Here is a 21,029-nt window from a genome sequence, read left to right on the forward strand (position 1 = left end):
CGTCGGCGCTGTGAACACCACACCGTCCGCCCGCATCGACTCGACCCCGATCGTGGTCGAGGATCTGGGGCTGATCGACTACCACCGGGCCTGGGACCGGCAGCGCGAGATCGCCGCCGAGCGCGCGGATGGCCGCGGCGTCGATCGGCTGCTGCTGCTCGAGCACCCGTCCGTCTACACCGCGGGCCGCCGCACCGAGGCCGAGGACCTGCCGATCGACGGCAGCCCGGTGGTGCAGGTCGACCGCGGCGGCAAGATCACCTGGCACGGGCCGGGCCAGCTGGTCGGGTACCCGATCGTCCGGCTTGCCGAGCCGGTGGACGTGGTGAAGTACGTGCGCAGGCTGGAGGAGGCGCTGATCAGCGTCTGCACCGGCTTCGGCATCGAGTGCGGCCGGGTGGACGGCCGCTCCGGGGTCTGGCTGCCCGCAGCGGGGCCGCTGGCCGAGCGCAAGATCGCCGCCATCGGGGTCCGGGTGCAGCGCGGCGTCGCGCTGCACGGCATCTCGCTGAACGGCAACCCCGCCATGGACGGCTTCCAGGCCATCGTGCCGTGCGGAATCCGGGACGCGGGCGTCACCACGCTGACCAGGGAGCTGGGGTACGAGGTCACCGTCACCGAGCTGAAGCCGCTGGTGGCGGCGGCCATCGGGCAGGCGCTCGACGGCGAGCTGCCCGTGCGCGATCACACGCTCGCCCGTTCCCGAGCCACGGCGCCGACGGCGTAAGGTCGAGACAGTGACCACCGCTCACGAGACTCCCACGCCCCGCTCCACCCCCGGCGAGGCCGCCCGCGCCCCCCAGGGCCGCAAGCTGCTCCGCATCGAGGCCCGCAATGCCGAGACCCCGATCGAGCGCAAACCCGGCTGGATCCGCACCCGCGCCACCATGGGCCCCGAGTACACCGAGCTCAAGGGGCTGGTGAAGCGCGAGGGGCTGCACACCGTGTGCGAGGAAGCCGGCTGCCCGAATATCTTCGAGTGCTGGGAAGACCGCGAGGCCACCTTCCTCATCGGCGGCGAGCAGTGCACCCGCCGCTGCGACTTCTGCCAGATCGACACCGGCAAGCCCGCCGCGCTCGATCGCGACGAGCCGCGCCGGGTGGCCGAGAGCGTGCAGGCCATGGGGCTGCGCTACAGCACCATCACCGGCGTCGCCCGCGACGACCTCGAGGACGGCGCCGCCTGGCTCTACGCCGAGACCGTGCGCGCCATCAAGGCGCTGAACCCGAACACCGGCGTCGAGCTGCTCATCCCGGATTTCAACGCCGTGCCCGAGCAGCTGGCCGAGGTCTTCTCCGCCCGCCCCGAGGTGCTCGCGCACAACCTGGAGACGGTGCCGCGCATCTTCAAGCGCATCCGCCCCGCGTTCCGCTACGAGCGCTCGCTGTCGGTGCTCACCGCCGCCCGCGAGGCCGGGCTGGTCACCAAGTCGAACCTGATCCTCGGCATGGGCGAGACGCCGGACGAGGTCACCCAGGCCATGCGCGACCTGCACGAGGCGGGCTGCGACATCCTCACCATCACCCAGTACCTGCGCCCCTCGCCCCGGCACCACCCGGTGGACCGCTGGGTGAAGCCGGAGGAGTTCGTCGAGCACTCCCGGGTGGCCGAGGAGCTCGGCTTCGCCGGTGTGATGGCCGGGCCGCTGGTCCGCTCCTCGTACCGCGCCGGTCGGCTCTACGCCCAGGCCATGGCGCACCACGGCCGCGAGATCGCCCCCGCCATGGCGCATCTCGCGAACGAGGGCACCGCGTCGCAGGAGGCCAGCTCGGTGCTGGCCCGCTTCGGCAGCTGAGGTTTCGCGCCGGTCGGTGGGTGATCGCCGCACCGACCGGCTCGCTCACTCCCCGCCCGCGTCCCCGCTGCAGCTGACCATGGAGAACGGGCCGTTCGAGGTCTGCTCGGAGAGCACCCGGCCGTCGACCAGGATGCGGCAGGAGAGCTCCTCGCCGTCCTCCCCGCTCTGCGCCGTCAGGCTCACGTACTTCCCCAGCCCGTCGATGGTGACGTCCTTGTTCCACGGCAGCGGCGCCTCCGACTCCTGCGCGATATCGAAGTCCCGCCCCGAATACGTCACCGAAGCGACGCCGCCACTCCCCCGCACCTCGTAGGCGACGGTCACCTCCCGCTTCGCTTCCTTGTCCACCTCGTTCACGGCCCCCGCGATCAGTGCCATGCACCCGCCGACGCCAAGCAGGATCACCAGCGCGATCCCCCCGAGAATCCACGGCCACTTGGCCTTCTTCCGCGGCGGCTGCGCGTACCCCTGCGGCCCGTAGCCACCGGGGTACTGCCCCTGCTGCGGCGGCGCCGGGTACTGCTGGGGGCGCCCGTACTGATCGGTCATGAAGCCTCCCGCTCGATGATGCCTGTCCGCTATGAGTGCGGATCGATTGCTCATCGAACCAGGTCGGGCGGGTTTACGGATCGCTTTGCACGAACAGACTTTCACCGTCCACGGCACGTGCCCACGCCTCGCGCACGATGTCGAGCGCCGTCGCCGTTGCCGTCAGGCGTGTCTGCCCAGCCAGGCGGGCCGCGACCTCGTCGCGCTCGTCGAGGTTCACCGATACTCCTCCACCCAGCCCTCGGCGCGGCGCAGCGCGGCCTGAAGACGCTGCGGCCCCGCGAGTTCGGTGAGCCGACCGGGATCGCTGCGGCGATAGAGCGCGGCGACGGCCGAGCGCACATCCGGCTCCGCATCGCCGAGGGAGGGCCGCCGAGCCAGGTCGAGCACCGTCTGCTCCGGGGTCGTCACCAGCGCGCCGCCGAGGGACGTCCGTACCCGCTCCGCGTCGAGCACGTCCACATCGCGCTGCACGAACCGGACGACCGCCTGGCGGTCGACCAGCGTGATCGGCCGGTGCTGAGCCGGCACCGCGACCACCGCGGTGGCCAGGGCGCGCGGAATCACACCGTGCAGGCGAGCTGCGCTCACCCCCATCAGCACGGCACGGTCGGCCCCGTGGATCGCCGAGGCGATCCCCGCCGCAGCGGCTTCGAGATCCGGCAACCACGCCCGGCCCACCTGGTCTTGCGGCACCACGATGTAGTAACCGTGCGCGATTCGGTGCAGCACACCCCGCTCGGCGAGCCGCAAGAGCTCGGGGCTCGGTTGGGCATACAGCGAGGCGGCATCTCTCGCACGCACGGTTCGCAGCGGCGAGCGCGCCAGCAGACCTGGCAGGGACGTGCTACGGGCCGGACTCAACCTGCTCCTTCACTATGCGAATAGTTGGCTTATACCCCACTAAATGCATAGTAGTCGCGGATCGAGAAGGCGACCCTGGCCCACCGCCCCCGGAACGGACCGAAGCCCCGGCATCCCCCATCGGAATGCCGGGGCTTCGGAGAACCCTTACCGCAGAACGACTTACACGTCGTAGTACAGCTCGAACTCGTACGGGTGCGGACGCAGGTTGACCGGCGCGATCTCACCCTCGCGCTTGAGCGTGATCCAGGTCTCGATCAGGTCCTCGGTGAAGACGTTGCCCTCGGTGAGGTACTCGTGGTCCTGCTCGAGGCGGTCGATGACCGAGGCGAGGCTGGTTGGGGCCTGCGGGATGCCCTTGGCCTCCTCCGGCGGGAGCTCGTAGAGGTCCTTGTCGACGGGGGCGAGCGGCTCGATCTTCTTCTTGATGCCGTCCAGCCCGGCCATCAGCATGGCGGCGAAGGCGAGGTACGGGTTGCCCGAGGAGTCCGGCGCGCGGAACTCGATGCGCTTCGCCTTCGGGTTGTTGCCGGTGACCGGGATGCGGACCGCGGCGGAGCGGTTGCGCTGCGAGTACACCAGGTTGATGGGGGCCTCGTAGCCGGGGACCAGGCGGTGGTAGGAGTTCACCGTCGGGTTGGTGAAGGCCAGCAGCGAGGGGGCGTGGTGCAGGATGCCGCCGATGTAGTGGCGCGCCAGGTCGGAGAGGCCGCCGTAGCCCGCCTCGTCGTGGAAGAGCGGCTTGCCGTCCTTCCACAGCGACTGGTGCGCGTGCATGCCGGAGCCGTTGTCGCCGAAGAGCGGCTTGGGCATGAAGGTGACGGACTTGCCCTCGGCCCAGGCGGTGTTCTTCACGATGTACTTGAAGAGCTGCAGGTCGTCGGCGGCGCCGAGCAGGGTGTTGAACTTGTAGTTGATCTCGGCCTGACCGGCGGTGCCGACCTCGTGGTGCCCGCGCTCCAGCTCGAAGCCTGCGTTCTGCAGGTTGGTGGCGATCGTGTCGCGCAGGTCGACGTAGTGGTCGTACGGCGCCACCGGGAAGTAGCCGCCCTTGTTGCGGACCTTGTAGCCCCGGTTCAGCTTGCCGTCCGGGTCGCGCTCGGCGCCGGTGTTCCAGGAGCCGGAGACCGATTCGATCTCGTAGAACGAGCCGTTGATGCCCGAGTCGTAGCGGATCGAGTCGAAGATGTAGAACTCGGCCTCGGCGCCGAAGTACGCGGTGTCGGCGATGCCGGTGCTGCGCAGGTACTCCTCCGCCTTGCGGGCGATGTTGCGCGGGTCGCGCGAGTACGCCTCGCGGGTGAAGGGGTCGTGCACGAAGAAGTTGATGTTCAGCGTCTTGGCGGCGCGGAACGGGTCGAGCTGCGCGGTGCTGAAGTCGGGCAGCAGCAGCATGTCCGACTCGTCGATGGACTGGAAACCACGGACGGAGGAGCCGTCGAAGGCGAGGCCGTCCTCGACGAGATCGGTGGTGAACGCCTTGCCCGGGATGGAGAAGTGCTGCTGCACACCGGGCAGGTCGCTGAAGCGGATGTCGACGTACTCGACCTCCTGCTCCGCGATGTACTTGATGACCTCGTCGGCCGTGCTGAACGTCACTTGTTCTCCTTACCGATCGGTTCCCAGCCCGTGTCGATTGCGTGGGTTCGTCGTGAGACGGTATGGACGCGGTGTTTCCCGGCAATCAAGGCTGTGTTTCGCGAGTGTTACACGTACGTCGATTGGTGTGAGGTTGCCCGCCTCGCCCCCGCCCCTCGACGATCCTGCCATGCGCGAGGCTCGCGCACGACGTGGACACCGGTTTGCGGGCGCGCCCGACTAGCGATTGCCCAGGTGTAGCCCTTGATCTGCGCGGTCCGCAGCGAGCGGGCGGGCGCGGTGCCAGCGAAGTGCTGGCAGCCCGAGCGGGGCCTTACCTACATGCCGTGGAGAGAGGTCCCGAAAGGGGACCCCGCGTACCGGCACAAGTTAACTGCGGGTGTGCGGCCGCACCGGGTGAATCGGGCGGACGCGGCGGCACCTATTCTGGGGTCATGGCGCGTATCACCGGTTCCTGGCTGTCCGGACCCGCGGCGGAGCCGGGTGGCCCGGCCGCGGCGGGGTACCGGGGCGAGCAGTTCGGGCTGCCCGAGCAGGGGGCGGGCTCGGTCGCGGGCATGGGCAGGCGGGTGGTCGCGGTCTTCCTGGACTGGATGATCGCGGTCGGCATCTCCGCGCTGATCGTGCGCGGGGTGAATGCCAATCTGCCGCTGCTCATCTGGTTCGTCATCGGCATCGCGGCGGTGACGCTGTTCGGCTTCACCCCCGGCCAGTACTTCGCGCGGCTGCGGGTGGGCCGGATCGAGGGCCCGGTCCCGGTCGGCTTCGTCCGGGCGCTGGCCAGGCAGGCGCTGCTGGTGTTCGTGATCCCGGCGCTCTTCACCGACGCCGACGGCCGCGGCATGCACGACCGCGCCACCGGCACCGTGCTGGTGCGGTCGCGCTGATCAGCGGCGCCGGATGGTGCGCTGCATGCCGCGCATCTTGGCGTTGCCCGGCATCGGCCCCTTGGGCAGGGCGGGGCCGCTGCGCGAGCTGAGCGCGGAGAGCCTGCCCTCGATGTTGTCCATCCGCTTGGCGTCGATGTTGCGCGGCAGCTTGGTCAGGTAGCGCTGCAGCTCCTTGAGCGGCACCTGGCCCTCGTCGTTGCCGATCACGACGTCGTAGATCGGGGTGTCGCCGATCAGCCTCGCGGTGCGCTTCTTCTCCTGGGCGAGCAGCGAGCGCACCCGCTGCGGGTTGCCCTCGGCGACGAAGATGACGCCGGGCAGCCCGATCACCCGGTGTACCGCGTCCAGCTGGGTGGTGGCGGCGACGCCGTTGCTCACCCGCCACTTGCCCTGCAGGTTCTCCAGCACCCAGGCGGCGGCGCCCGCCTGGCCCTCGGCGCGGGTGTAGACGGTGCGCTGCACCCGGCGGCCGAAGATGATGAAGGCGAGCAGGACGCCGAGCAGGAAGCCGAGCGGCAGCAGGAACCACTGGATGCCGAAGATCAGCCCGATCAGGAAGAACAGCACGGTGCTGCCGAGCACCGAGCCGATCATCAGCGGGAGCAGCAGCTTGTCTTCCTTGCGCTGCATCTGGAACGCCTGCCACAGCTGCTGCCTGCGTTCCTTCGACTGCTGCTTGCGCGCCGCCTTCGCCGCGGCCTTCGCTTCCTTGGAAGCGGCCTTCCCTGCTGCCATGGTGCTCAGGATAGTGCCAGGCCGATCAGCCCCGCGCCGGGCTGCGGTCCGGCGGCTCCCGCCGCCCGACCACGCCGAGCACGGAGAGGTCGAGCGCGCCGGGGTTCTCGGTCCAGCCGCTGGCCCGCAGGTCGGCGGGGGACCGCACGCCCATCGCGTCGTGCAGCCCGATCGCCGCGCCCCTGGCGAGCTCGGCCAGCGTGCGGCCGGAGATCGGCCAGAGCAGGGTGCGGCTCCAGTTGTCGACATCGCGCCCGGCGTCCGGCGCGGTCCAGCCCAGCTCGCGCAGCCGCTGCGCACTCGCCGGGGAGATCGGTTCGAGCAGGAAATCGTTGCCCGCCAATTCCGCGGAGAGCCGGATGTCGAATTGCACGAATTGCGCGTAGCGGTTTCCGGAGGCGGCGAGCACCAGGGTCGCCCGGGACGGGAGTTCCGCGAGGCAGCGCGCGAGCGCGACCACGAAGCGATCCCAGTCACCGGCTGTCGAATCGTTCATTCTCAATCCCCGAGCCATCGAATGCGCCGATCATACGCCCGGAGGCGGGCCGCTCTCGTCGTATTTCCGGCCGACATCGGCGTGTCTCGCGCCGCGCAATTCGGCGCGGTGCCACGGAAGTACCCCCGATCCGGGGTCTGGCGCGATACCGCGCGGCGGTCGATAGTGCTCGGGTGACGATCGGGACGGTGATTCGCGCGCTGGCGGGGGCGCTGCTGGTACTCGGGGTGGTCGCGCCGGTGACGGCGGCGCAGCCGCAGCCCGCGTTCCAGTGGCGGGAGGAGTACCTGACCGCGCCGGACGGCACCCGGCTGCACGCCGACATCCTGCGCCCGGCCGGGCTCGCCGACGACGTGCGCACCCCGGTGATCATGACCGTGAGCCCCTACCGCAACCAGCTCGCCTACCTCACGCTGCCGCGCCCGCAGGGCGGCCCGGCCACCGACTACCTGCCGGTCGGGGCGCTGCTGGCGGCCGGTTACACCTACGTCATCGTGGATCTGCGCGGCTTCGCGGGCTCGTCCGGCTGCCCGGACTACGGCGGGCCGGGCGAGCGCGGCGACGTGCGGACGGCGGTCGAGTGGGCGGCCGACGCGCCGTGGTCGACCGGGAAGGTGGGGCTGTACGGCCTCTCCTACGAGGGCTGGGCCGGGGTGATGGGGCTCGCCGAGCGGCCGCGCGGGCTGGCCGCCGTCGCCACCTTCGGCCCCGCGGTGGATCCCTACACCTATCTGTACATGCAGGGCATCTCGTGGCGCTTCTCCGGCAAGCCGGTGGTGGAGACCGGATTGCGCCCGGCCGACGGGGTCGGCTTCGAGCATCTGCTCTTCGCTTCCATTCCGGGGCACTGGAATTCGTCGCCGGAGTACCGGGCGAATGCCGGACAGATTCCGCTCGACTGCTATCTGCCCTATCTCGCGGAGACCGCGAATCACGATCCGGACACCGCTTTCTGGCGGGATCGAGAACTGGTCGAGAAGGTGCGCGGCAGCACCGTTCCGGTATTCCTCGGCCAGGGGCTGACCGACTACAACACCCGCCCCTACCGGGTCTTCGATTTCTGGGACGCGCTCGGCCCGGGTGCGCACCGCGCCTGGTTCGGGCAGTGGGGGCACCGGGATTGCCAGGAGAAATGCGCGGGGCCGGATTTCACCGCCGAGGTGCGCGCCTTCTTCGACCGGCACGTGGCGGGCCGTGCGGTCGAGGTGCCCGGCCCGCGGATCACCGTGAACGCGGCCGACGGCACCTGGCGCGGCGAACAGCAGTGGCCGCCCGCCGACGCCGCGCGGGTCCCGGTGCCGTTGCGCACCGGCACCTACACCCACCGCGGCCTGCTGCCCGGACCGGACCGCGAGATCTGGACGATCTCCGAGCCGCTGCCGACGACCCAGCACCTCGCGGGCATCCCGACCGCGACGCTGCGGCTCGACGGCCCGCCCGCCGCCACGGTCGCGATGGAGCTCTACGACGTGGAGCCGAGCGGCCGCGCCACGGTGATCACCCGCGGCATCGCCCCGGTCACCGAGACCGCGCGGATCCGGATGCTGGCCCAGGACTGGCCGATCGCGGCCGGGCACCGGATCGGCATCCGGATCGTGGACATGGTGGACGACGTCTGGGTCGGCGCCGGGGTGAACGCGCCGGTCACGGTGGTCGCCGCCGAGGTCGAGTTGCCGCTGCTCACGGCGCTGCGCAGCGCCGACCTGCCGGGCGGCACCGGGGCCGACCTGATCAAGTGGAAGGCCGAGCGGGTGCTCACGCTCGGGCCGGGGGTGGTGGAGAATGCGAGTGTGCCGCTGAACCTCCCCGCCCCGAGTCCGGCCCCGTGACCGAGCCCGCCGTCACGCCGGTCGACGACGCGGTGGCCGAGCGCCTCGCCGTGGCGCTGCGCTGCGTGACCATCTCCACCGAGCCGCCGACGAACGCCGCCGACGGCGAGTTCGACCGGCTCGGCGCGCACCTGGAGCAGTCGTTCCCGCTGGTGCACCGGGAGCTGGAGTGCACCCGCTTCGGGCACAGCCGGCTGTACCGGTGGGCCGGGCGCGAGCCGGAGCGGGTGGCCGGGCTGCTGCTGGCACACCTGGACGTGGTGCCGGTGGACGACGAGAGCCGCTGGACGCACCCGCCGTTCGACGGCGTGGTGGACGACGAGTTCGTCTGGGGCCGCGGCGCCATCGACGACAAGAGCCGGGTGCTCGCGCTGCTGGAGGCCACCGAGGCGGCGCTGGCCGCGGGGGTGCGGCCGCGGCGCACGATCTACCTGGCCTTCGGCCACGACGAGGAGACCTTCGGCGACTCCGGCGCCGTGCGGATGGCGGCGCACCTGCGGGCGGCCGGGGTGCGGGCCGAGCTGCTGCTGGACGAGGGCGGCGTGATCGCCGAGGACCTGGCCGACGGCGTCGCGGTGCCGGTCGCCACCGTCATGGTCGGCGAGAAGGGGTACGCCACCGTGCGGATCGCGGCCACGCAGGTGGGCGGCCACTCCTCGATGCCGGGGAAGCAGACCTCGGTGGGCCGGGTGGCGCGCGCCGTCGCCCGGGTGCAGGACAACCCGATGCCGCTGCGGCTCACCCCGGTGATCGCGGACATGGTCGGCAGGCTGCGGCTGGTGATGCCGCGCGCGCGGCGAATCCTGCTGCGCGCGGCCAGGATCGCGGCGCCGCTGGTGATCCGCATCCTGGCCGCTGGGCCGCAGACCGAGGCGCTGGTGCGCACCACAACCGCACCGACCGTCTTCCACGGCGGGGTGAAGGCCAACGTGCTGCCGCAGCGCGCCGAGGCGCTGGTGAACTTCCGCATTCTGCCCGGTGATTCGGTGCAGAGCGTGCTGGAGCACTGCCGTGCGGTCGTCCGCGATCCGGGGCTGACCGTCGAGCTGGTCGGGCTCGCCTCGGAGCCGTCGGACACCAGCGGCCCCGGCCCCGCCTTCGAGCTGGTCGCGGAGCTGGCCCGCGCGGTGGTGCCCGGTATCGCGGTGACCACCGGGCTGGTCCCCGGCGCCACCGACTCCAGGCACTACGACGGCCTGGCCGGCACCAGGTGCAACTTCGCGCCGATCGTGCTGAGCAAGGCCGACCTGGAGCGGATCCACGGCACCGACGAGCGGATCTCCCGGCTCAACTACGCTCGCCTCATCGAATTCGACCGGCGCCTGCTCGACCGGCTCGCCGGCTGACCGCACCCGAACCGAGGAGCACAGCGATGGCCGGCTTCACCACGAACGGCTTTCCCGAGAGCGGCACCTTCGACGGCAGCGGCGGGCGGGTGGCCTGGTACACCCGGCAGCCGGGTGGCGACCCGCGCGGGGTGGTGATCCTGGTGCACGGCGTCGCCGAGCACGCCGGGCGCTACGCCGAGCTGGCCGAGCATCTCAGCTGCAACGGCTTCGCCGTCTACACCTTCGACCACATCGGCCACGGCGGCTCCGCCGGGGCGGGCACCGCGAATATCGGCTCGATGGGGGCCGCCGCGGACAATGTGGCCACCCTGCTGGACCGGGCCACCGCCGCGCACCCGCGCGCGCCGCGCTTCCTGCTCGGCCACTCGATGGGCAGCCTGGTGGTGCTGCACCTGCTCACCAGGGGCACCGCGCCGGAGCTGGCCGGGGTGGTGCTCTCCGCGCCGCCGCTGGACATCCCGCTCGGCAACCCGGTGCAGCGGCTGCTCGCCCCGCTGCTCACCAGGGCGCTGCCCGGGCTCGGCGTGCTGCAGCTGGACTCCGCCGACATCAGCCGCGACCCCGAGGTGGTGCGCCGCTACGACGAGGACCCGCTGGTCTTCCGCGGCAAGCTGCCCGCGCGCACCGCGGTGGAGATCATGGACACCGCCGAGCGGCTCAAGGGCAGGCTCGGCCGGCTCGACCAGCCGCTGCTCGTGCTGCACGGCACCGGTGACACCATCGCCGCCCCCTCCAGCGCCGACCTGCTCGATCAGCGCGTGACCTCGACGGACAAGTGCGTCCTCCGGTACGACGGCCTCTACCACGAGGTCTTCAACGAGCCGGAGCGCGACGCCGTCTTCGCCGACCTGTCCGGGTGGCTGCGGGCGCGCAGCGCGCCCGCGCGCCCCTCGGCCTAGGCGAAGCGGGTGTAGCAGGACTGCTCGCCGTCGAGCACCCCGAGCCGGAACGCCTCCAGCCGGGCGAAGCCGCTCGGCACCACCGCGCCGTCGACGTCGCTCGCAACGAAACCGTCGGCGAGCAGCCCGGAGACCGCCTCGTCGAGGTCGCCCGCGGAGAGCCGGGGATCGCTCCCCTCCCTGCTCAGCGCGGTGGTGACCGCGCCGGAGAGGCAGGCGGTGCGCAGCCCGGCGCTCTCCGCGCCGGTCAGCGACATGCCGCGGTCGCGCTGCACCGCGAGGGTGTAGCGGGAGACGAACGCGACGAAGGCGTTGTAGTCGCCGGTGACGATGGCCGAGAGCGGCGCGTCCTCGCCCGCCTTCGGGCCGCCGCGCTCGGCCAGGTCGGCGACGTCGGAGCCGATCGTGTCGGTGTCCGGGCAGTAGCTCACCGGCTCGGTCGGCGGCGCGCCCGCGCAGCTCCGGCCGACGCCGGAGTAGTCGAACCGCGGGGCCGAGGAGAGCGGCATGATCCGGCCGAGCGCGGAAGCCATGCTGGTCAGCGACTCCCGATCGACCGGGAGCTGGCCCTCCTCCTCGCCGTACTCGAAGGTGACCGGGAGGCTGCCGCGGCGCGCCTCGATCTCGGCCCGGTCGATCCGGGTGCAGCCCGCCACGCCGTCGGTGTAGCCGACCTGGACGGCGGTGATCCGCTCGAAGGCGGTGCCGTGCACGTTGTCCGGGTCGTTCGGGTCGCGGTCGCGCACCGCGACGGTGGCGCCGAGCACCGCGTTCAGGCCGTCGGTGGTGTTCAGCGTGAAGTGCGCGGAATCGCCCTCGGCGACGTAGCGCAGGAAGGCGCCGGCCAGGCAGTCCGCCTGCTGCTCCTGGACCAGGGTCGGGGTGGCCCGGTTCGACATCTTCGCCTGGCCCTGCACGGCGTGGCCGTACTCGTGCGCGAGCACCATGACGACGGCCATCTCGTCGAAGCTCTTCACCAGCTCGGGCAGCAGGATGCCGCGGTCCCAGCCGATCGAGTGGTCGCGGCCGCAGTACGCGGCGTTCACGAACTGGTAGGTGTCCTCGGCGCAGAACTCGACGGCCTGGTTCTTCGGCGCGGTGGCGTCCCAGGAGATGATCTTCGCGACCGGGGCGAAGGCGCCGTCGAAGTGCTTGGGCCACTCGGCCTGCCAGAAACTCTCGACATCGGTGAGCGCGTTCAGGGCGAGCGTGTCCATGGCGCCGCCGTCGCCGTTCTCCGCGGTCCTCGTGCTGTTCGGCACGTTGTCGCGCGGGCCGCTCGGGCCGGTGCTCGAGGTGGAACCCGCGATCTGCCAGGGATTCTCGGCGGCCGTCGCGGCGCGCGGCTTGTCGTTGGTGAAGCCGCTGGCGCAGCCGGTGAGCAGCAGCCCGGTCGCCAGGATGGCGGCGCAGAGCCGCGGCAGGGTCGTTCGCATTCGGTTGTCCTCCCCGGAAAGCACCGTCGAGCGTTCACATGCTAATCGCAGGCGAGGGCGGTGGCGTATCGCCTCAGTCGTCCAGCCGGATCCGGGCGAGGACGGCGCGGTGGTCGGAGCGCGGGACCGTGAGGGTGCGCACCGATTCGGCGGTGCCGCCCGCGAGCAGGACGTGGTCGATGCCGATCAGCGGGCCCCAGGCGCGGTCGGCGGGGAAGGTGAGCTGCGGTCCGGCGCCCGCGAGCTCGGCGGCGTCGGCGAAGCGCCCGCCGAGCAGCGCGCGGAAGGCGGTGTGGTCGCGGGTGGCGTTGAAGTCGGCGCCGACGACGACCGGGCCGGTGCTGGCGGCGAGAATCTGCTCGGTGCGGGCCATTTCGCCGGCCCAGGCGCCGAAATTCAGCGGGGGCGGCATGGGGTGGAAGTTGAGCACCTGGATCGGGCCGAGCTCGGGGTGGTCGACGGTGACGCCGAGGTTGGCCATCTCGAAGCCGTCGAAGCGGCGCTCGTCGCGGATCGGGTAGCGGCTGTAGATGCCGCTGCCGCCACCCCCGGTGCCCGCCTGCAGGTAGCGGTAGGGCAGGTCTTCGGCGAGCCCGGCGGCGTCCAGGCGGGCGACCGCCTCCAGGGTGAGTTCCTGCGCGGTGAGCACGTCGACCCGCTCGTCGCGCACCACCGCGCGGACGGCGTCGGCGTCGGCGCCGCCGAAGAGCAGGTTCGACTGCAGCACGGTGAGCGGCGGGCCGTTGCCCGCGTGGCCGTCGGCGACGAAGAGCGGGAGCTGGGTCCAGAACGCACCCGCCAGCACCGCGAGGGCGAGCGCGCCGGAGCGGTAGCGGCGCGCGACCGCGAAGAACAGGAGCGCGAGTACCGCGCCGAGCATCAGGTAGGGGGCGAAGGAGGCGAGCAGCACCGCCGAGAAGCGCTGCGAGATGCCGTAGTGCAGCGCGATGCCGAGCAGGGCGACGGCGACCGCGAGCCAGCCGAGCACCGAGCTGACCTGCTGCCACCAGCGACGCGGGCCGCGCGGGGCAGCGGCCGGGGTGGCGGGGCCGCCGGCACCGGCCTGCCCCGCGGTGCCGGGTCCGGCCGGCACGTCGGTGCGAGTAATCGGCTGCTCGGCGGCGCCGGGGCGCGCCGGGGAATCGAAGCGAGCCGTCGGCCGCTCGGCGGTGCTGGTCTGCCGCGACCCCGGGACACGGCTCGGCTCGGCCCCCCGGGGATCGCGGCCCGGATCGGGTGCGCGCTCCATGCGGGCGAGCCTACCCGGACGGCCGATCGACAGCGCGGCCCGCGATCCGGCCCCGGCTTCCCGGCGATGCGGGCTGCGGCGCGGCCCGCGGTCCGGCCCCGGCTTCCGGCGATGCGGACTGCGGTACGACACCGGCGGGCAGTGCTCCGGCGAGCCGGAGAGCACCGTGCCCGCCGGGGCGGTGGCGGGGTCAGCCGCCGAAGACCCGCTCCACCACGGCCTTCGCCCGCCGGGTGACGCGCAGGTAGTTGTCGAGGAACTCACCGCCGTCGTCGGTGGGCCAGCCTGCCACCTTCGCGACGGCGGAGAGCAGCGGGCCCGGCCCCGGCAGCTGGTCGCTCGGCTTGCCGCGGACCAGGACCAGCGCGTTGCGGGCGGCGGTCGCGGTGATCCAGGCGTCGCGCAGCAGCGCGACGTCGTCGGCGCCGAGCAGCCCGGTCTCCTCGATGACGTCCAGCGACTGCAGCGTCGAGGTGTTGTGCAGCCCGAGCACCTCGTGCGCGTGCCGCAGCTGCAGCAGCTGCACGGTCCACTCGATATCGGCGAGCCCGCCGCGGCCGAGCTTGGTGTGCGTGGCCGGGTCGGCGCCGCGGGGCAGCCGCTCGGAGTCGACCCGCGCCTTGATCCGCCTGATCTCGCGCACCGCGTCCGCGGAGACGCCGCCCTTCGGGTAGCGCACCTCGTCCACGACGTGCAGGAAGCGCACGCCGAGCTCCTGGTCGCCCGCGACCTGGTGGGCGCGGAGCAGCGCCTGCATCTCCCAGGGCTGCGACCACTGCCGGTAGTAGGCGGCGTAGGCGGCGAGGGTGCGCACCAGCGGTCCGTTCCGCCCCTCCGGCCGCAGCCCGGCGTCCACCTGCAGCGGCGGGTCGGTGCTGGGCGCGCCGAGCAGCTTCTGCAGCCGGTCGGCCACCGAGTTGGCCCACTTCACGGCCTTGGTCTCGTCGACGCCCGGCCGCGGGTCGCAGACGAAGAGCACGTCGGCGTCGGAGCCGTACCCCAGCTCCATGCCGCCCAGCCTGCCCATGCCGATCACCGCGAAGTCGGCGGGCGCGGGCTCCCCCGACTCCACCTCGTCGGCGCGGATCACCGCGAGCAGCGACGCCTCCAGCACCGCCACCCACACCGAGGAGAGCGCGCGGCAGACCTGCGGCACGTCCAGCAGCCCGAGCAGATCGGCCGAGGCCACCCTGGCCAGCTCGTGCCTGCGCAGCGAGCGGGCCGCGGCGACGGCGCGCTTCGCGTCGTCGTAGCGGGCGGCGGCGGTGAGGATGCCGCGCGCGACCTCGTCCGGCTGGGTGCGGCAGAGCAGCGGCCCCTGCGGGCCGTCGGCGTAGAGCCGGATCGTCTCCGGCGCGTTGATCAGCAGGTCGGGCAGGTAGGCCGAGGAGCCGAGCACGATCATCAGCCGCTGCGCGACCGCGCCCTCGTCGCGCAGCTCGCGCAGGAACCAGGTCTGCTCGTCCAGCGCCTCGGAGACCCGGCGGTAGGCGAGCAGCCCGGCGTCCGGGTTCGGGGTGTCGCCGAGCCACTCCAGCAGCGTCGGCAGCAGCAGCGTCTGGATCCGGCCCTTGCGCGCGACCCCGCCGGTGAGCGCGCGCAGGTGCCCGAGGGCATGCGCGGGCTCGGCGTAGCCGAGCGCGGCCAGCTGCCTGACCGCCGCCTCCGGGCTGAGCCGCAGCGCGTCCGAGTCCAGCCGCGCCACCGATTCCAGCAGCGGGCGGTAGAAGAGCTTGGCGTGCAGCCTGCGCACCCGAACGGTGTTGCGCCGGATCTCGGCGACCAGCACCCCGCTCGCGTCCAGCCTGCCGTCCGGGCGCACGTGCGCGGCGCGGGCCAGCCAGCGCAGCCCCTCCTCGTCGTCGCCCGCGGGCAGCGTGTGCGTGCGCTTGAGCCGCTGCAGCTGCAGCCGGTGCTCGAGCAGCCGGAGGAACTCGTAGGAGGCGGTGAGGTTGGCGGCGTCGTCGCGGCCGATGTAGCCGCGATCGGCGAGCACCGCCAGCGCCTCGGTGGTGTTCTGCACGTGCAGCGCCTCGTCCACCCTGCCGTGCACGAGCTGCAGCAGCTGCACCGCGAACTCCACGTCGCGCAGGCTGCCGTGGCCGAGCTTGAGTTCGCGCTCGCGCATGTCGGCGGGGACCAGGTCCTCCACCCGGCGGCGCATGGCGCGCACGTCGGCGACGAAGTCGGGGCGCTCGGAGGCGGTCCACACCATCGGCATGAGCGCGTCCCGGTAGGCCTGGCCGAGCTCCAGATCGCCGGTGGCAGGACGGTTCTTGAGCAGCGCCTGGAACTCCCAGGTGCGGGCCCAGCGCTTGTAGTAGGCGAGGTGCGAGTCCAGGGTGCGCACCAGCGCACCGGCCTTTCCCTCCGGCCGCAGCGCCGCGTCCACCTCGAAGAAGGCGGTGCCGCCGACGGTCATCAGCTCGGCGGCGAGCCGGGTGGCAGTGGCGTCGGCGGGCTCGGCGACGAAGAGCACGTCGACGTCGCTGACGTAGTTGAGCTCGCGGGCCCCGGTCTTGCCCATGGCGATCACGGCGAGGCTGACCTCGAGCGGCCCGTCCCTGCAGACCCGCGCGATCGCGACCGCGAGCGCCGCGGTGAGCGCGGCGTCGGCCATGTCGGCGAGCTGCCTGCCGACCACCTCGTAGGGCAGCACCGGCTCGTTCTCCACGGTGGCGGCCAGGTCCTGCGCGGCGAGCAGCATGAGCTGGTCGCGGTACCGCTTGCGCAGCAGCGGAACGACCTCGGGCCCGCTCTTCCCGGCCCGGAAGACCAGTGGCCCCGCGGCCGGGCCCCGCTCCGGCTCCGCCTCGACGACGGCGAGCAGCTCGGCGCGCAGCTGCTCGGCGCTCGGCAGCTCCTTCCGGCGCAGCTCCGGCCACGCCGACGGGTCGGCGACCAGGTGGTCGCCGAGCGCGCTGGAGGCGCCGAGCAGCGCGAACAGCCTGCCGCGCAGCGACTTGTCCGAGCGCAGCGCGGAATCCAGCTCGGCCCAGCCGGTTCCGAGCTCCTCGCGCAGCCGCATCAGGGTGGTCAGCGCCAGGTCGGCGTCGGGCGCGCGGGAGAGCGCCCAGAGCACCGGGATGCTCTCCACGTTGTCCCAGGCCAGCTCGCGCAGGTTGGCGGCGGCGTTCGGCTCGAGCAGGCCGAGCCGTCCGACGCCGGGAACTGCGGAGCGCGCTGTCGGGGGCCGGGCCATACCGCCAAAACTACAGCGTCTAGAGCCCCAGGTACTCGCGCAGCTCCCACGGCGTGACCTGACTCCGGTAGCCCGCCCACTCCCGGCGCTTGTTGCGCAGGAAGAAGTCGAAGACGTGCTCGCCGAGCGCCTCCGCGACCAGCTCGGACTTCTCCATCGCGGCCAGCGCCTCGTCCAGCGTGCCAGGCAGCTCGCGGAAGCCCATGGCGCGCCGCTCGGCCCTGGTCAGCGACCAGACGTCGTCCTCGGCCTCCGGCGGCAGCGTGTACCCCTTCTCGATGCCGCGCAGCCCGGCCGCGAGCAGCACCGCGAAGGTCAGGTACGGGTTGCAGGCGGAGTCGGGGCTGCGGATCTCGACCCGGCGCGAGGACGACTTGTTCGGCGTGTACATCGGCACCCGGACCAGCGCGGAGCGGTTCGACCGGCCCCAGGAGGCCGCGGTCGGCGCCTCGCCGCCGTGGATCAGCCGCTTGTAGGAGTTCACCCACTGGTTGGTGACGGCGCTGATCTCCGGCGCGTGCTCCAGGATGCCCGCGATGAAGGCGCGCGCGGTGGCGGAGAGGTTCTGCGAGTCGTCCGGGTCGTGGAAGGCGTTGGCCTCGCCCTCGAACAGGCTCATGTGGGTGTGCATGGCGGAGCCCGGGTACTCCGAGAACGGCTTGGGCATGAAGGTCGCGCGGACGCCCTCGTCGATCGCCACCTCCTTGATGAGGTAGCGGAAGGTCATCACGTTGTCGGCCATGGAGAGCGCGTCGGCGTAGCGCAGGTCGATCTCCTGCTGGCCGGGCGCGCCCTCGTGGTGGCTGAACTCCACCGAGATGCCCATCGACTCCAGCGCGTCGATCGCGTGGCGGCGGAAGTTCGGCGCTGAGTCGTGCACCGCCTGGTCGAAGAAGCCGCCGGAGTCGGCCGGGGTCGGGTCGCTGCCGTCCGCCGGGCCGTTCTTCAGCAGGAAGAACTCGATCTCCGGGTGCACGTAGCAGCTGAAGCCGACGTCGCCCGCCTTGTTCAGCTGGCGGCGCAGCACGTGCCTCGGGTCGGCCCAGGAGGGCGAGCCGTCCGGCATGGTGATGTCGCAGAACATCCGCGCCGAGTGCTGGTGGCCCTTGCTGGAGGCCCAGGGCAGCACCTGGAAGGTGGAGGGATCCGGGCGGGCGACCATGTCGGCCTCGGAGACCCGGGCGAAGCCCTCGATCGCCGAGCCGTCGAACCCGATACCCTCTTCGAAGGCGCCCTCGAGTTCGGCCGGGGCGATCGCCACGGATTTCAGGTAACCGAGCACGTCGGTGAACCAGAGCCGCACGAATCGGATGTCGCGTTCCTCTAGGGTCCGCAGCACGAATTCCTTCTGGCGATCCATGGTGGCGAGCGTAAGCACCCGGCGTTAAATCCGTGTTACATGCAGGCACGAGTTCGCTACGGCTTCATTCGGTACAGAGCGCACAGCCCGCGCGCGACCGCTGTGAGCTGCTCAGCAGGTGAGCCCGGGCGCCGGTTCGGTCAGGTTCACCAGGTACTCCACCACCGCCCGGTCCACGCACTGCACGCCCGCCACCAGCGCCACCGTGTGCCGGTTGCCGCGGTAGGTGATGAGCGCGGCGTCCAGCTGGGCGGCCAGCTCGACCCCGGCCTGGTACGGCGTCGCCGGGTCCTCGGTGGTGGAGACGACCACGGTCTTCGGCAGCCCGGGCGGGTCGATCCGGTGCGGGTTGCCGGAGTTCGGCACCGGCCAGGACGCGCAGAGCTCCAGCGGCGCGGCGCCGGTGCCGCGGCCGTCGTCGAGGAACGGCGCGGCGACCCGGAACTCGGTGTCCTGCCTGCCCGCGACCGCGGGATCGGTGATCCGCGGGTCGTCCACGCAGCGGATGGCGTTGAAGGCGTCCTGGGTGTTGTCGTAGCTGCCGTCCTCGCGCCTGCCGTCGTACATGTCGGCGAGCTGCAGCAGGGTGTCGCCGCGGCCGTCGCGCAGCTCGTCCAGGCCGAGGGTGAGCACCTGCCACAGGTCGTCGGTGTAGAGCGCCTGCTGCACGCCGGTGATGGCGTCGCCGTAGCTGAGGCCGCGGGTGTCGGTGGTGGCGGCCGGGCGCGCGGCCAGCGGGTCGACCAGGGCGCGGAAGCGGGTCACCGCGGCGGCGCGGTCGGTGCCGAGCGGGCACTCCGGGTCCGCGGTGCACTGCGCGGCGTAGCCGTCGAAGGCCAGCTGGAAGCCCGCGGCCTGGCGCAGCGATTCGGCCACCGGGTCGCTGGCCGGGTCGACCGCGGCGTCGAGGACCAGCGCGCGCACCCGGTCCGGGAACTTCTCCGCGTACGCCGCGCCGAGCCGGGTGCCGTAGGAGTAGCCGAGGTAGCTGAGCTTCGGGTCGCCGAGCACGGCGCGGATGACGTCCATGTCCTGCACCACCTCGCGGGTGCCGACGTGCTCGAGGAAGCCGGTGCCGGTGCGCTCGGCGCAGCGCCCGGCGTAGTCCCGGTTGTCGGCCTCGGCGGCGGCGATGCCGGCCGGGTCGTTGTCGGTGGGTGGCTCGGCGCGCTCGGCGTCCGCCTCGCGCGGGGTCAGGCAGGCGATCACCGGCTGCGAGGCCCCTACTCCGCGCGGGTCGAAGCCGATCCGGTCGAACCGCTCGGCCAGCGGGGTGCCGGAGCCGACGCCGGTCATGGTGAGCCCGGAGACGCCGGGGCCGCCGGGGTTGAGCAGCAGCGAGCCGATCTTCTTCCCGCTCGCGGGCACCAGGGAGAGCGCGATCTTCGCGGTCGGGCCGCCGGGGTCGGCGTAGTCGACGGGGACCTCGATCCGGGCGCATCTGGCATTCGGGGCGAAGGTGTCGTCCGCGCCGCCGAAGTCGGCGCAGGACTGCCACTCGGGCCGCTGGTCGTAGAAGCGCTCCAGGCCGGTGGGGGCCGGCGGCAGCGCCACCGGCTCGTCGCGGTCGATGGTGCAACCGGTCACGAGCAGCGTGAGCAGCGCCGCCACCGCCCCCGGTGCCCGCCCGGCGGCTGCCCGCGTCCGGCCGCGCACCGGACGTCCGGCCGTCCCGCTGTCCCGCCACCCGCGCACCGATCGCATACCGACGATCCTGGCAGAACCGGGTGACCGGGTCGCCACCGCGGCAACCCGCGCGCCGCGGGGCCCTGTGATCGATTGCACCGGCGAAGGCGGCTGTGCCACCCCCCTGCCCGGTGGCACACTTGAACGGTCACCCAACCCGGGGACCCTGCACGGGCCTCGAGGAATCGACGAAAGGGACATCGATGTCCGTATCCGGTGCCGAAACCCCTGCCTACGGCGCAGCCCCCGCGACCGCCCCCACCCGCCGCAAGACCCGCGTCCAGCACCTCGCCCAGATGAAGACCTCGGGCGAGAAGTGGTCCATGCTGACCGCCTACGACTACTCGACGGCCCGGCTCTTCGAGGAGGCTGGCATCCCGGTGCTGCTGGTCGGCGACTCCGCGGCGAACGTCGTCTACGGCTACGACACCACCGTGCCGATCACAGCCGACGAGCTGATTCCGCTGGTCCGCGGCGTCGTCCGCGGCGCGCCGAGCGCGCTGGTCGTCGCCGACCTGCCCTTCGGCAGCTACGAGTCATCGGCGCAGCAGGCGCTGGCCACCGCCACCCGCTTCCTCAAGGAGGGGCAGGCGCACGCGGTGAAGCTGGAGGGCGGCGAGCGGGTCGCGGACCAGATCGCGCACATCACCGCCGCCGGAATCCCGGTCATGGCGCACATCGGCTTCACCCCGCAGAGCGTGAACACGCTCGGCGGCTTCCGGGTGCAGGGCCGCGGCGACGGCGCCGAGCAGTTGATCGCCGACGCCATCGCGGTCCAGGAGGCGGGCGCCTTCGCCGTGGTGATGGAGATGGTCCCGGCCGAGCTGGCCGGGCAGGTCACCCGCAAACTCACCATTCCGACCGTCGGCATCGGCGCCGGGGTCGAGTGCGACGCCCAGGTGCTGGTCTGGCAGGACATGGCCGGGTTCACCAGTGGGAAGACGGCGAAGTTCGTGAAGCGCTTCGGCGCGGTCGGCGACGCGCTGCGCGATGCCGCCGCCTGCTACGCCGACGAGGTGCGGCGGGGCACATTCCCCGCACCGGAGCACACCTTCTGACCGGAGCCGGTGGCAGACTCGGGGGAACC

At 72.3% G+C, this 21,029-nt stretch carries 18 protein-coding genes; 7 read left to right on the top strand and 11 right to left on the bottom strand.

Annotated elements, in window-relative coordinates:
- Positions 1-10: 10 nt before the first annotated feature.
- Both lipB and lipA read left to right on the top strand, forming a co-directional pair.
- Positions 11-727 (top strand): lipoyl(octanoyl) transferase LipB, encoded by a 717-nt coding sequence (gene lipB, locus ACFUJ1_RS25635; protein ID WP_378649527.1) that lies wholly within the window; start codon positions 11-13, stop codon positions 725-727.
- A gap of 10 nt (positions 728-737) precedes the next feature.
- On the top strand, positions 738-1,796 hold the full coding sequence (gene lipA / locus ACFUJ1_RS25640; RefSeq protein WP_378649529.1) for a lipoyl synthase: 1,059 nt from the start codon (positions 738-740) through the stop codon (positions 1,794-1,796).
- A gap of 45 nt (positions 1,797-1,841) precedes the next feature.
- Here lipA and ACFUJ1_RS25645 read toward each other — a convergent pair whose 3' ends face one another.
- The 4 genes from ACFUJ1_RS25645 to glnA (ACFUJ1_RS25660) all read right to left on the bottom strand — a co-directional run bounded on the left by ACFUJ1_RS25645 (position 1,842) and on the right by glnA (ACFUJ1_RS25660) (position 4,811).
- Positions 1,842-2,348: an MmpS family transport accessory protein gene (locus ACFUJ1_RS25645; protein ID WP_378649531.1), complete on the bottom strand. Its 507-nt coding sequence runs from the start codon at positions 2,346-2,348 to the stop codon at positions 1,842-1,844.
- A 73-nt stretch (positions 2,349-2,421) separates the two neighbouring features.
- Entirely contained in the window at positions 2,422-2,568 is a 147-nt protein-coding gene (locus tag ACFUJ1_RS25650; protein WP_378649533.1) for a hypothetical protein, read from the bottom strand.
- The gene (locus ACFUJ1_RS25655; RefSeq protein ID WP_378649595.1) at positions 2,565-3,161 is read right to left on the bottom strand and encodes a type IV toxin-antitoxin system AbiEi family antitoxin; all 597 of its coding nucleotides are present in this window, start codon (positions 3,159-3,161) and stop codon (positions 2,565-2,567) included. The genes ACFUJ1_RS25650 and ACFUJ1_RS25655 overlap by 4 nt, the downstream gene beginning before the upstream one ends.
- A gap of 213 nt (positions 3,162-3,374) precedes the next feature.
- Entirely contained in the window at positions 3,375-4,811 is a 1,437-nt protein-coding gene (glnA, locus tag ACFUJ1_RS25660) for a type I glutamate--ammonia ligase (RefSeq protein ID WP_378649535.1), read from the bottom strand.
- Positions 4,812-5,245: 434 nt separating this feature from the next.
- On the opposite strand from glnA (ACFUJ1_RS25660), the gene ACFUJ1_RS25665 reads away from it, so the two are divergent.
- Positions 5,246-5,698 (top strand): RDD family protein, encoded by a 453-nt coding sequence (locus ACFUJ1_RS25665; RefSeq protein WP_378649537.1) that lies wholly within the window; start codon positions 5,246-5,248, stop codon positions 5,696-5,698.
- Here ACFUJ1_RS25665 and ACFUJ1_RS25670 read toward each other — a convergent pair whose 3' ends face one another.
- Both ACFUJ1_RS25670 and ACFUJ1_RS25675 read right to left on the bottom strand, forming a co-directional pair.
- The gene (locus ACFUJ1_RS25670; RefSeq protein WP_378649538.1) at positions 5,699-6,436 is read right to left on the bottom strand and encodes a DUF4191 domain-containing protein; all 738 of its coding nucleotides are present in this window, start codon (positions 6,434-6,436) and stop codon (positions 5,699-5,701) included.
- A 25-nt stretch (positions 6,437-6,461) separates the two neighbouring features.
- Complete coding sequence (locus ACFUJ1_RS25675) at positions 6,462-6,932, bottom strand: hypothetical protein (RefSeq protein WP_378649540.1); 471 nt, start codon at positions 6,930-6,932, stop codon at positions 6,462-6,464.
- Positions 6,933-7,105: 173 nt separating this feature from the next.
- Between ACFUJ1_RS25675 and ACFUJ1_RS25680 the strand changes: the two genes are divergently transcribed.
- From ACFUJ1_RS25680 to ACFUJ1_RS25690, 3 genes are read left to right on the top strand one after another with little or no spacing between them, the layout of a single operon-like run.
- A complete protein-coding gene (locus tag ACFUJ1_RS25680; protein WP_378649542.1) occupies positions 7,106-8,761 on the top strand; it encodes a CocE/NonD family hydrolase in 1,656 nt (551 codons plus the stop codon).
- Positions 8,758-10,107 carry a M20/M25/M40 family metallo-hydrolase gene (locus tag ACFUJ1_RS25685; RefSeq protein ID WP_378649544.1) on the top strand — a complete coding sequence of 450 codons (1,350 nt, stop codon included), beginning with the start codon at positions 8,758-8,760 and terminating at the stop codon, positions 10,105-10,107. The genes ACFUJ1_RS25680 and ACFUJ1_RS25685 overlap by 4 nt, the downstream gene beginning before the upstream one ends.
- Before the next feature lie 26 nt (positions 10,108-10,133).
- A complete protein-coding gene (locus tag ACFUJ1_RS25690) occupies positions 10,134-11,009 on the top strand; it encodes an alpha/beta hydrolase (protein ID WP_378649546.1) in 876 nt (291 codons plus the stop codon).
- Here ACFUJ1_RS25690 and ACFUJ1_RS25695 read toward each other — a convergent pair.
- From ACFUJ1_RS25695 to ACFUJ1_RS25715, 5 genes are all read right to left on the bottom strand, one after another.
- Positions 11,006-12,445, bottom strand: coding sequence for a metallopeptidase (locus tag ACFUJ1_RS25695; protein ID WP_378649548.1), 1,440 nt, complete (start codon positions 12,443-12,445; stop codon positions 11,006-11,008). The genes ACFUJ1_RS25690 and ACFUJ1_RS25695 overlap by 4 nt on opposite strands.
- Before the next feature lie 73 nt (positions 12,446-12,518).
- Positions 12,519-13,694: an endonuclease/exonuclease/phosphatase family protein gene (locus ACFUJ1_RS25700; RefSeq protein WP_378649550.1), complete on the bottom strand. Its 1,176-nt coding sequence runs from the start codon at positions 13,692-13,694 to the stop codon at positions 12,519-12,521.
- 190 nt (positions 13,695-13,884) lie between these two features.
- Positions 13,885-16,896, bottom strand: coding sequence for a bifunctional [glutamine synthetase] adenylyltransferase/[glutamine synthetase]-adenylyl-L-tyrosine phosphorylase (locus ACFUJ1_RS25705; RefSeq protein ID WP_378649552.1), 3,012 nt, complete (start codon positions 16,894-16,896; stop codon positions 13,885-13,887).
- 19 nt (positions 16,897-16,915) lie between these two features.
- Positions 16,916-18,256, bottom strand: a complete 1,341-nt coding sequence (gene glnA, locus ACFUJ1_RS25710; RefSeq protein ID WP_233016679.1) for a type I glutamate--ammonia ligase — start codon at positions 18,254-18,256, stop codon at positions 16,916-16,918.
- A 111-nt stretch (positions 18,257-18,367) separates the two neighbouring features.
- Positions 18,368-19,960: an alpha/beta hydrolase gene (locus ACFUJ1_RS25715; protein WP_378649555.1), complete on the bottom strand. Its 1,593-nt coding sequence runs from the start codon at positions 19,958-19,960 to the stop codon at positions 18,368-18,370.
- Between the two features lie 185 nt (positions 19,961-20,145).
- Here ACFUJ1_RS25715 and panB point away from each other — a divergent pair, with 185 nt between their 5' ends.
- Positions 20,146-21,000: a 3-methyl-2-oxobutanoate hydroxymethyltransferase gene (gene panB, locus ACFUJ1_RS25720; protein ID WP_378649557.1), complete on the top strand. Its 855-nt coding sequence runs from the start codon at positions 20,146-20,148 to the stop codon at positions 20,998-21,000.
- Positions 21,001-21,029: the final 29 nt, after the last annotated feature.

Source organism: Nocardia sp. NPDC057227 (genome assembly GCF_042669725.1).
In the GTDB taxonomy this organism is placed as follows: domain Bacteria; phylum Actinomycetota; class Actinomycetes; order Mycobacteriales; family Mycobacteriaceae; genus Nocardia; species Nocardia asteroides_A.

Excerpts from the sequence above, each read along its gene's own strand:
- panB (WP_378649557.1), top strand. The coding sequence starts at position 20,146 with ATGTCCGTATCCGGTGCCGAAACCCCTGCCTACGGCGCAGCCCCCGCG.
- ACFUJ1_RS25700 (WP_378649550.1), bottom strand. The coding sequence starts at position 13,694 with ATGGAGCGCGCACCCGATCCGGGCCGCGATCCCCGGGGGGCCGAGCCG.
- ACFUJ1_RS25675 (WP_378649540.1), bottom strand. The coding sequence starts at position 6,932 with ATGAACGATTCGACAGCCGGTGACTGGGATCGCTTCGTGGTCGCGCTC.
- ACFUJ1_RS25670 (WP_378649538.1), bottom strand. The coding sequence starts at position 6,436 with ATGGCAGCAGGGAAGGCCGCTTCCAAGGAAGCGAAGGCCGCGGCGAAG.
- ACFUJ1_RS25665 (WP_378649537.1), top strand. The coding sequence starts at position 5,246 with ATGGCGCGTATCACCGGTTCCTGGCTGTCCGGACCCGCGGCGGAGCCG.
- ACFUJ1_RS25695 (WP_378649548.1), bottom strand. The coding sequence starts at position 12,445 with ATGCGAACGACCCTGCCGCGGCTCTGCGCCGCCATCCTGGCGACCGGG.
- glnA (WP_233016679.1), bottom strand. The coding sequence starts at position 18,256 with ATGGATCGCCAGAAGGAATTCGTGCTGCGGACCCTAGAGGAACGCGAC.
- ACFUJ1_RS25645 (WP_378649531.1), bottom strand. The coding sequence starts at position 2,348 with ATGACCGATCAGTACGGGCGCCCCCAGCAGTACCCGGCGCCGCCGCAG.
- ACFUJ1_RS25705 (WP_378649552.1), bottom strand. The coding sequence starts at position 16,896 with ATGGCCCGGCCCCCGACAGCGCGCTCCGCAGTTCCCGGCGTCGGACGG.
- ACFUJ1_RS25690 (WP_378649546.1), top strand. The coding sequence starts at position 10,134 with ATGGCCGGCTTCACCACGAACGGCTTTCCCGAGAGCGGCACCTTCGAC.
- ACFUJ1_RS25715 (WP_378649555.1), bottom strand. The coding sequence starts at position 19,960 with ATGCGATCGGTGCGCGGGTGGCGGGACAGCGGGACGGCCGGACGTCCG.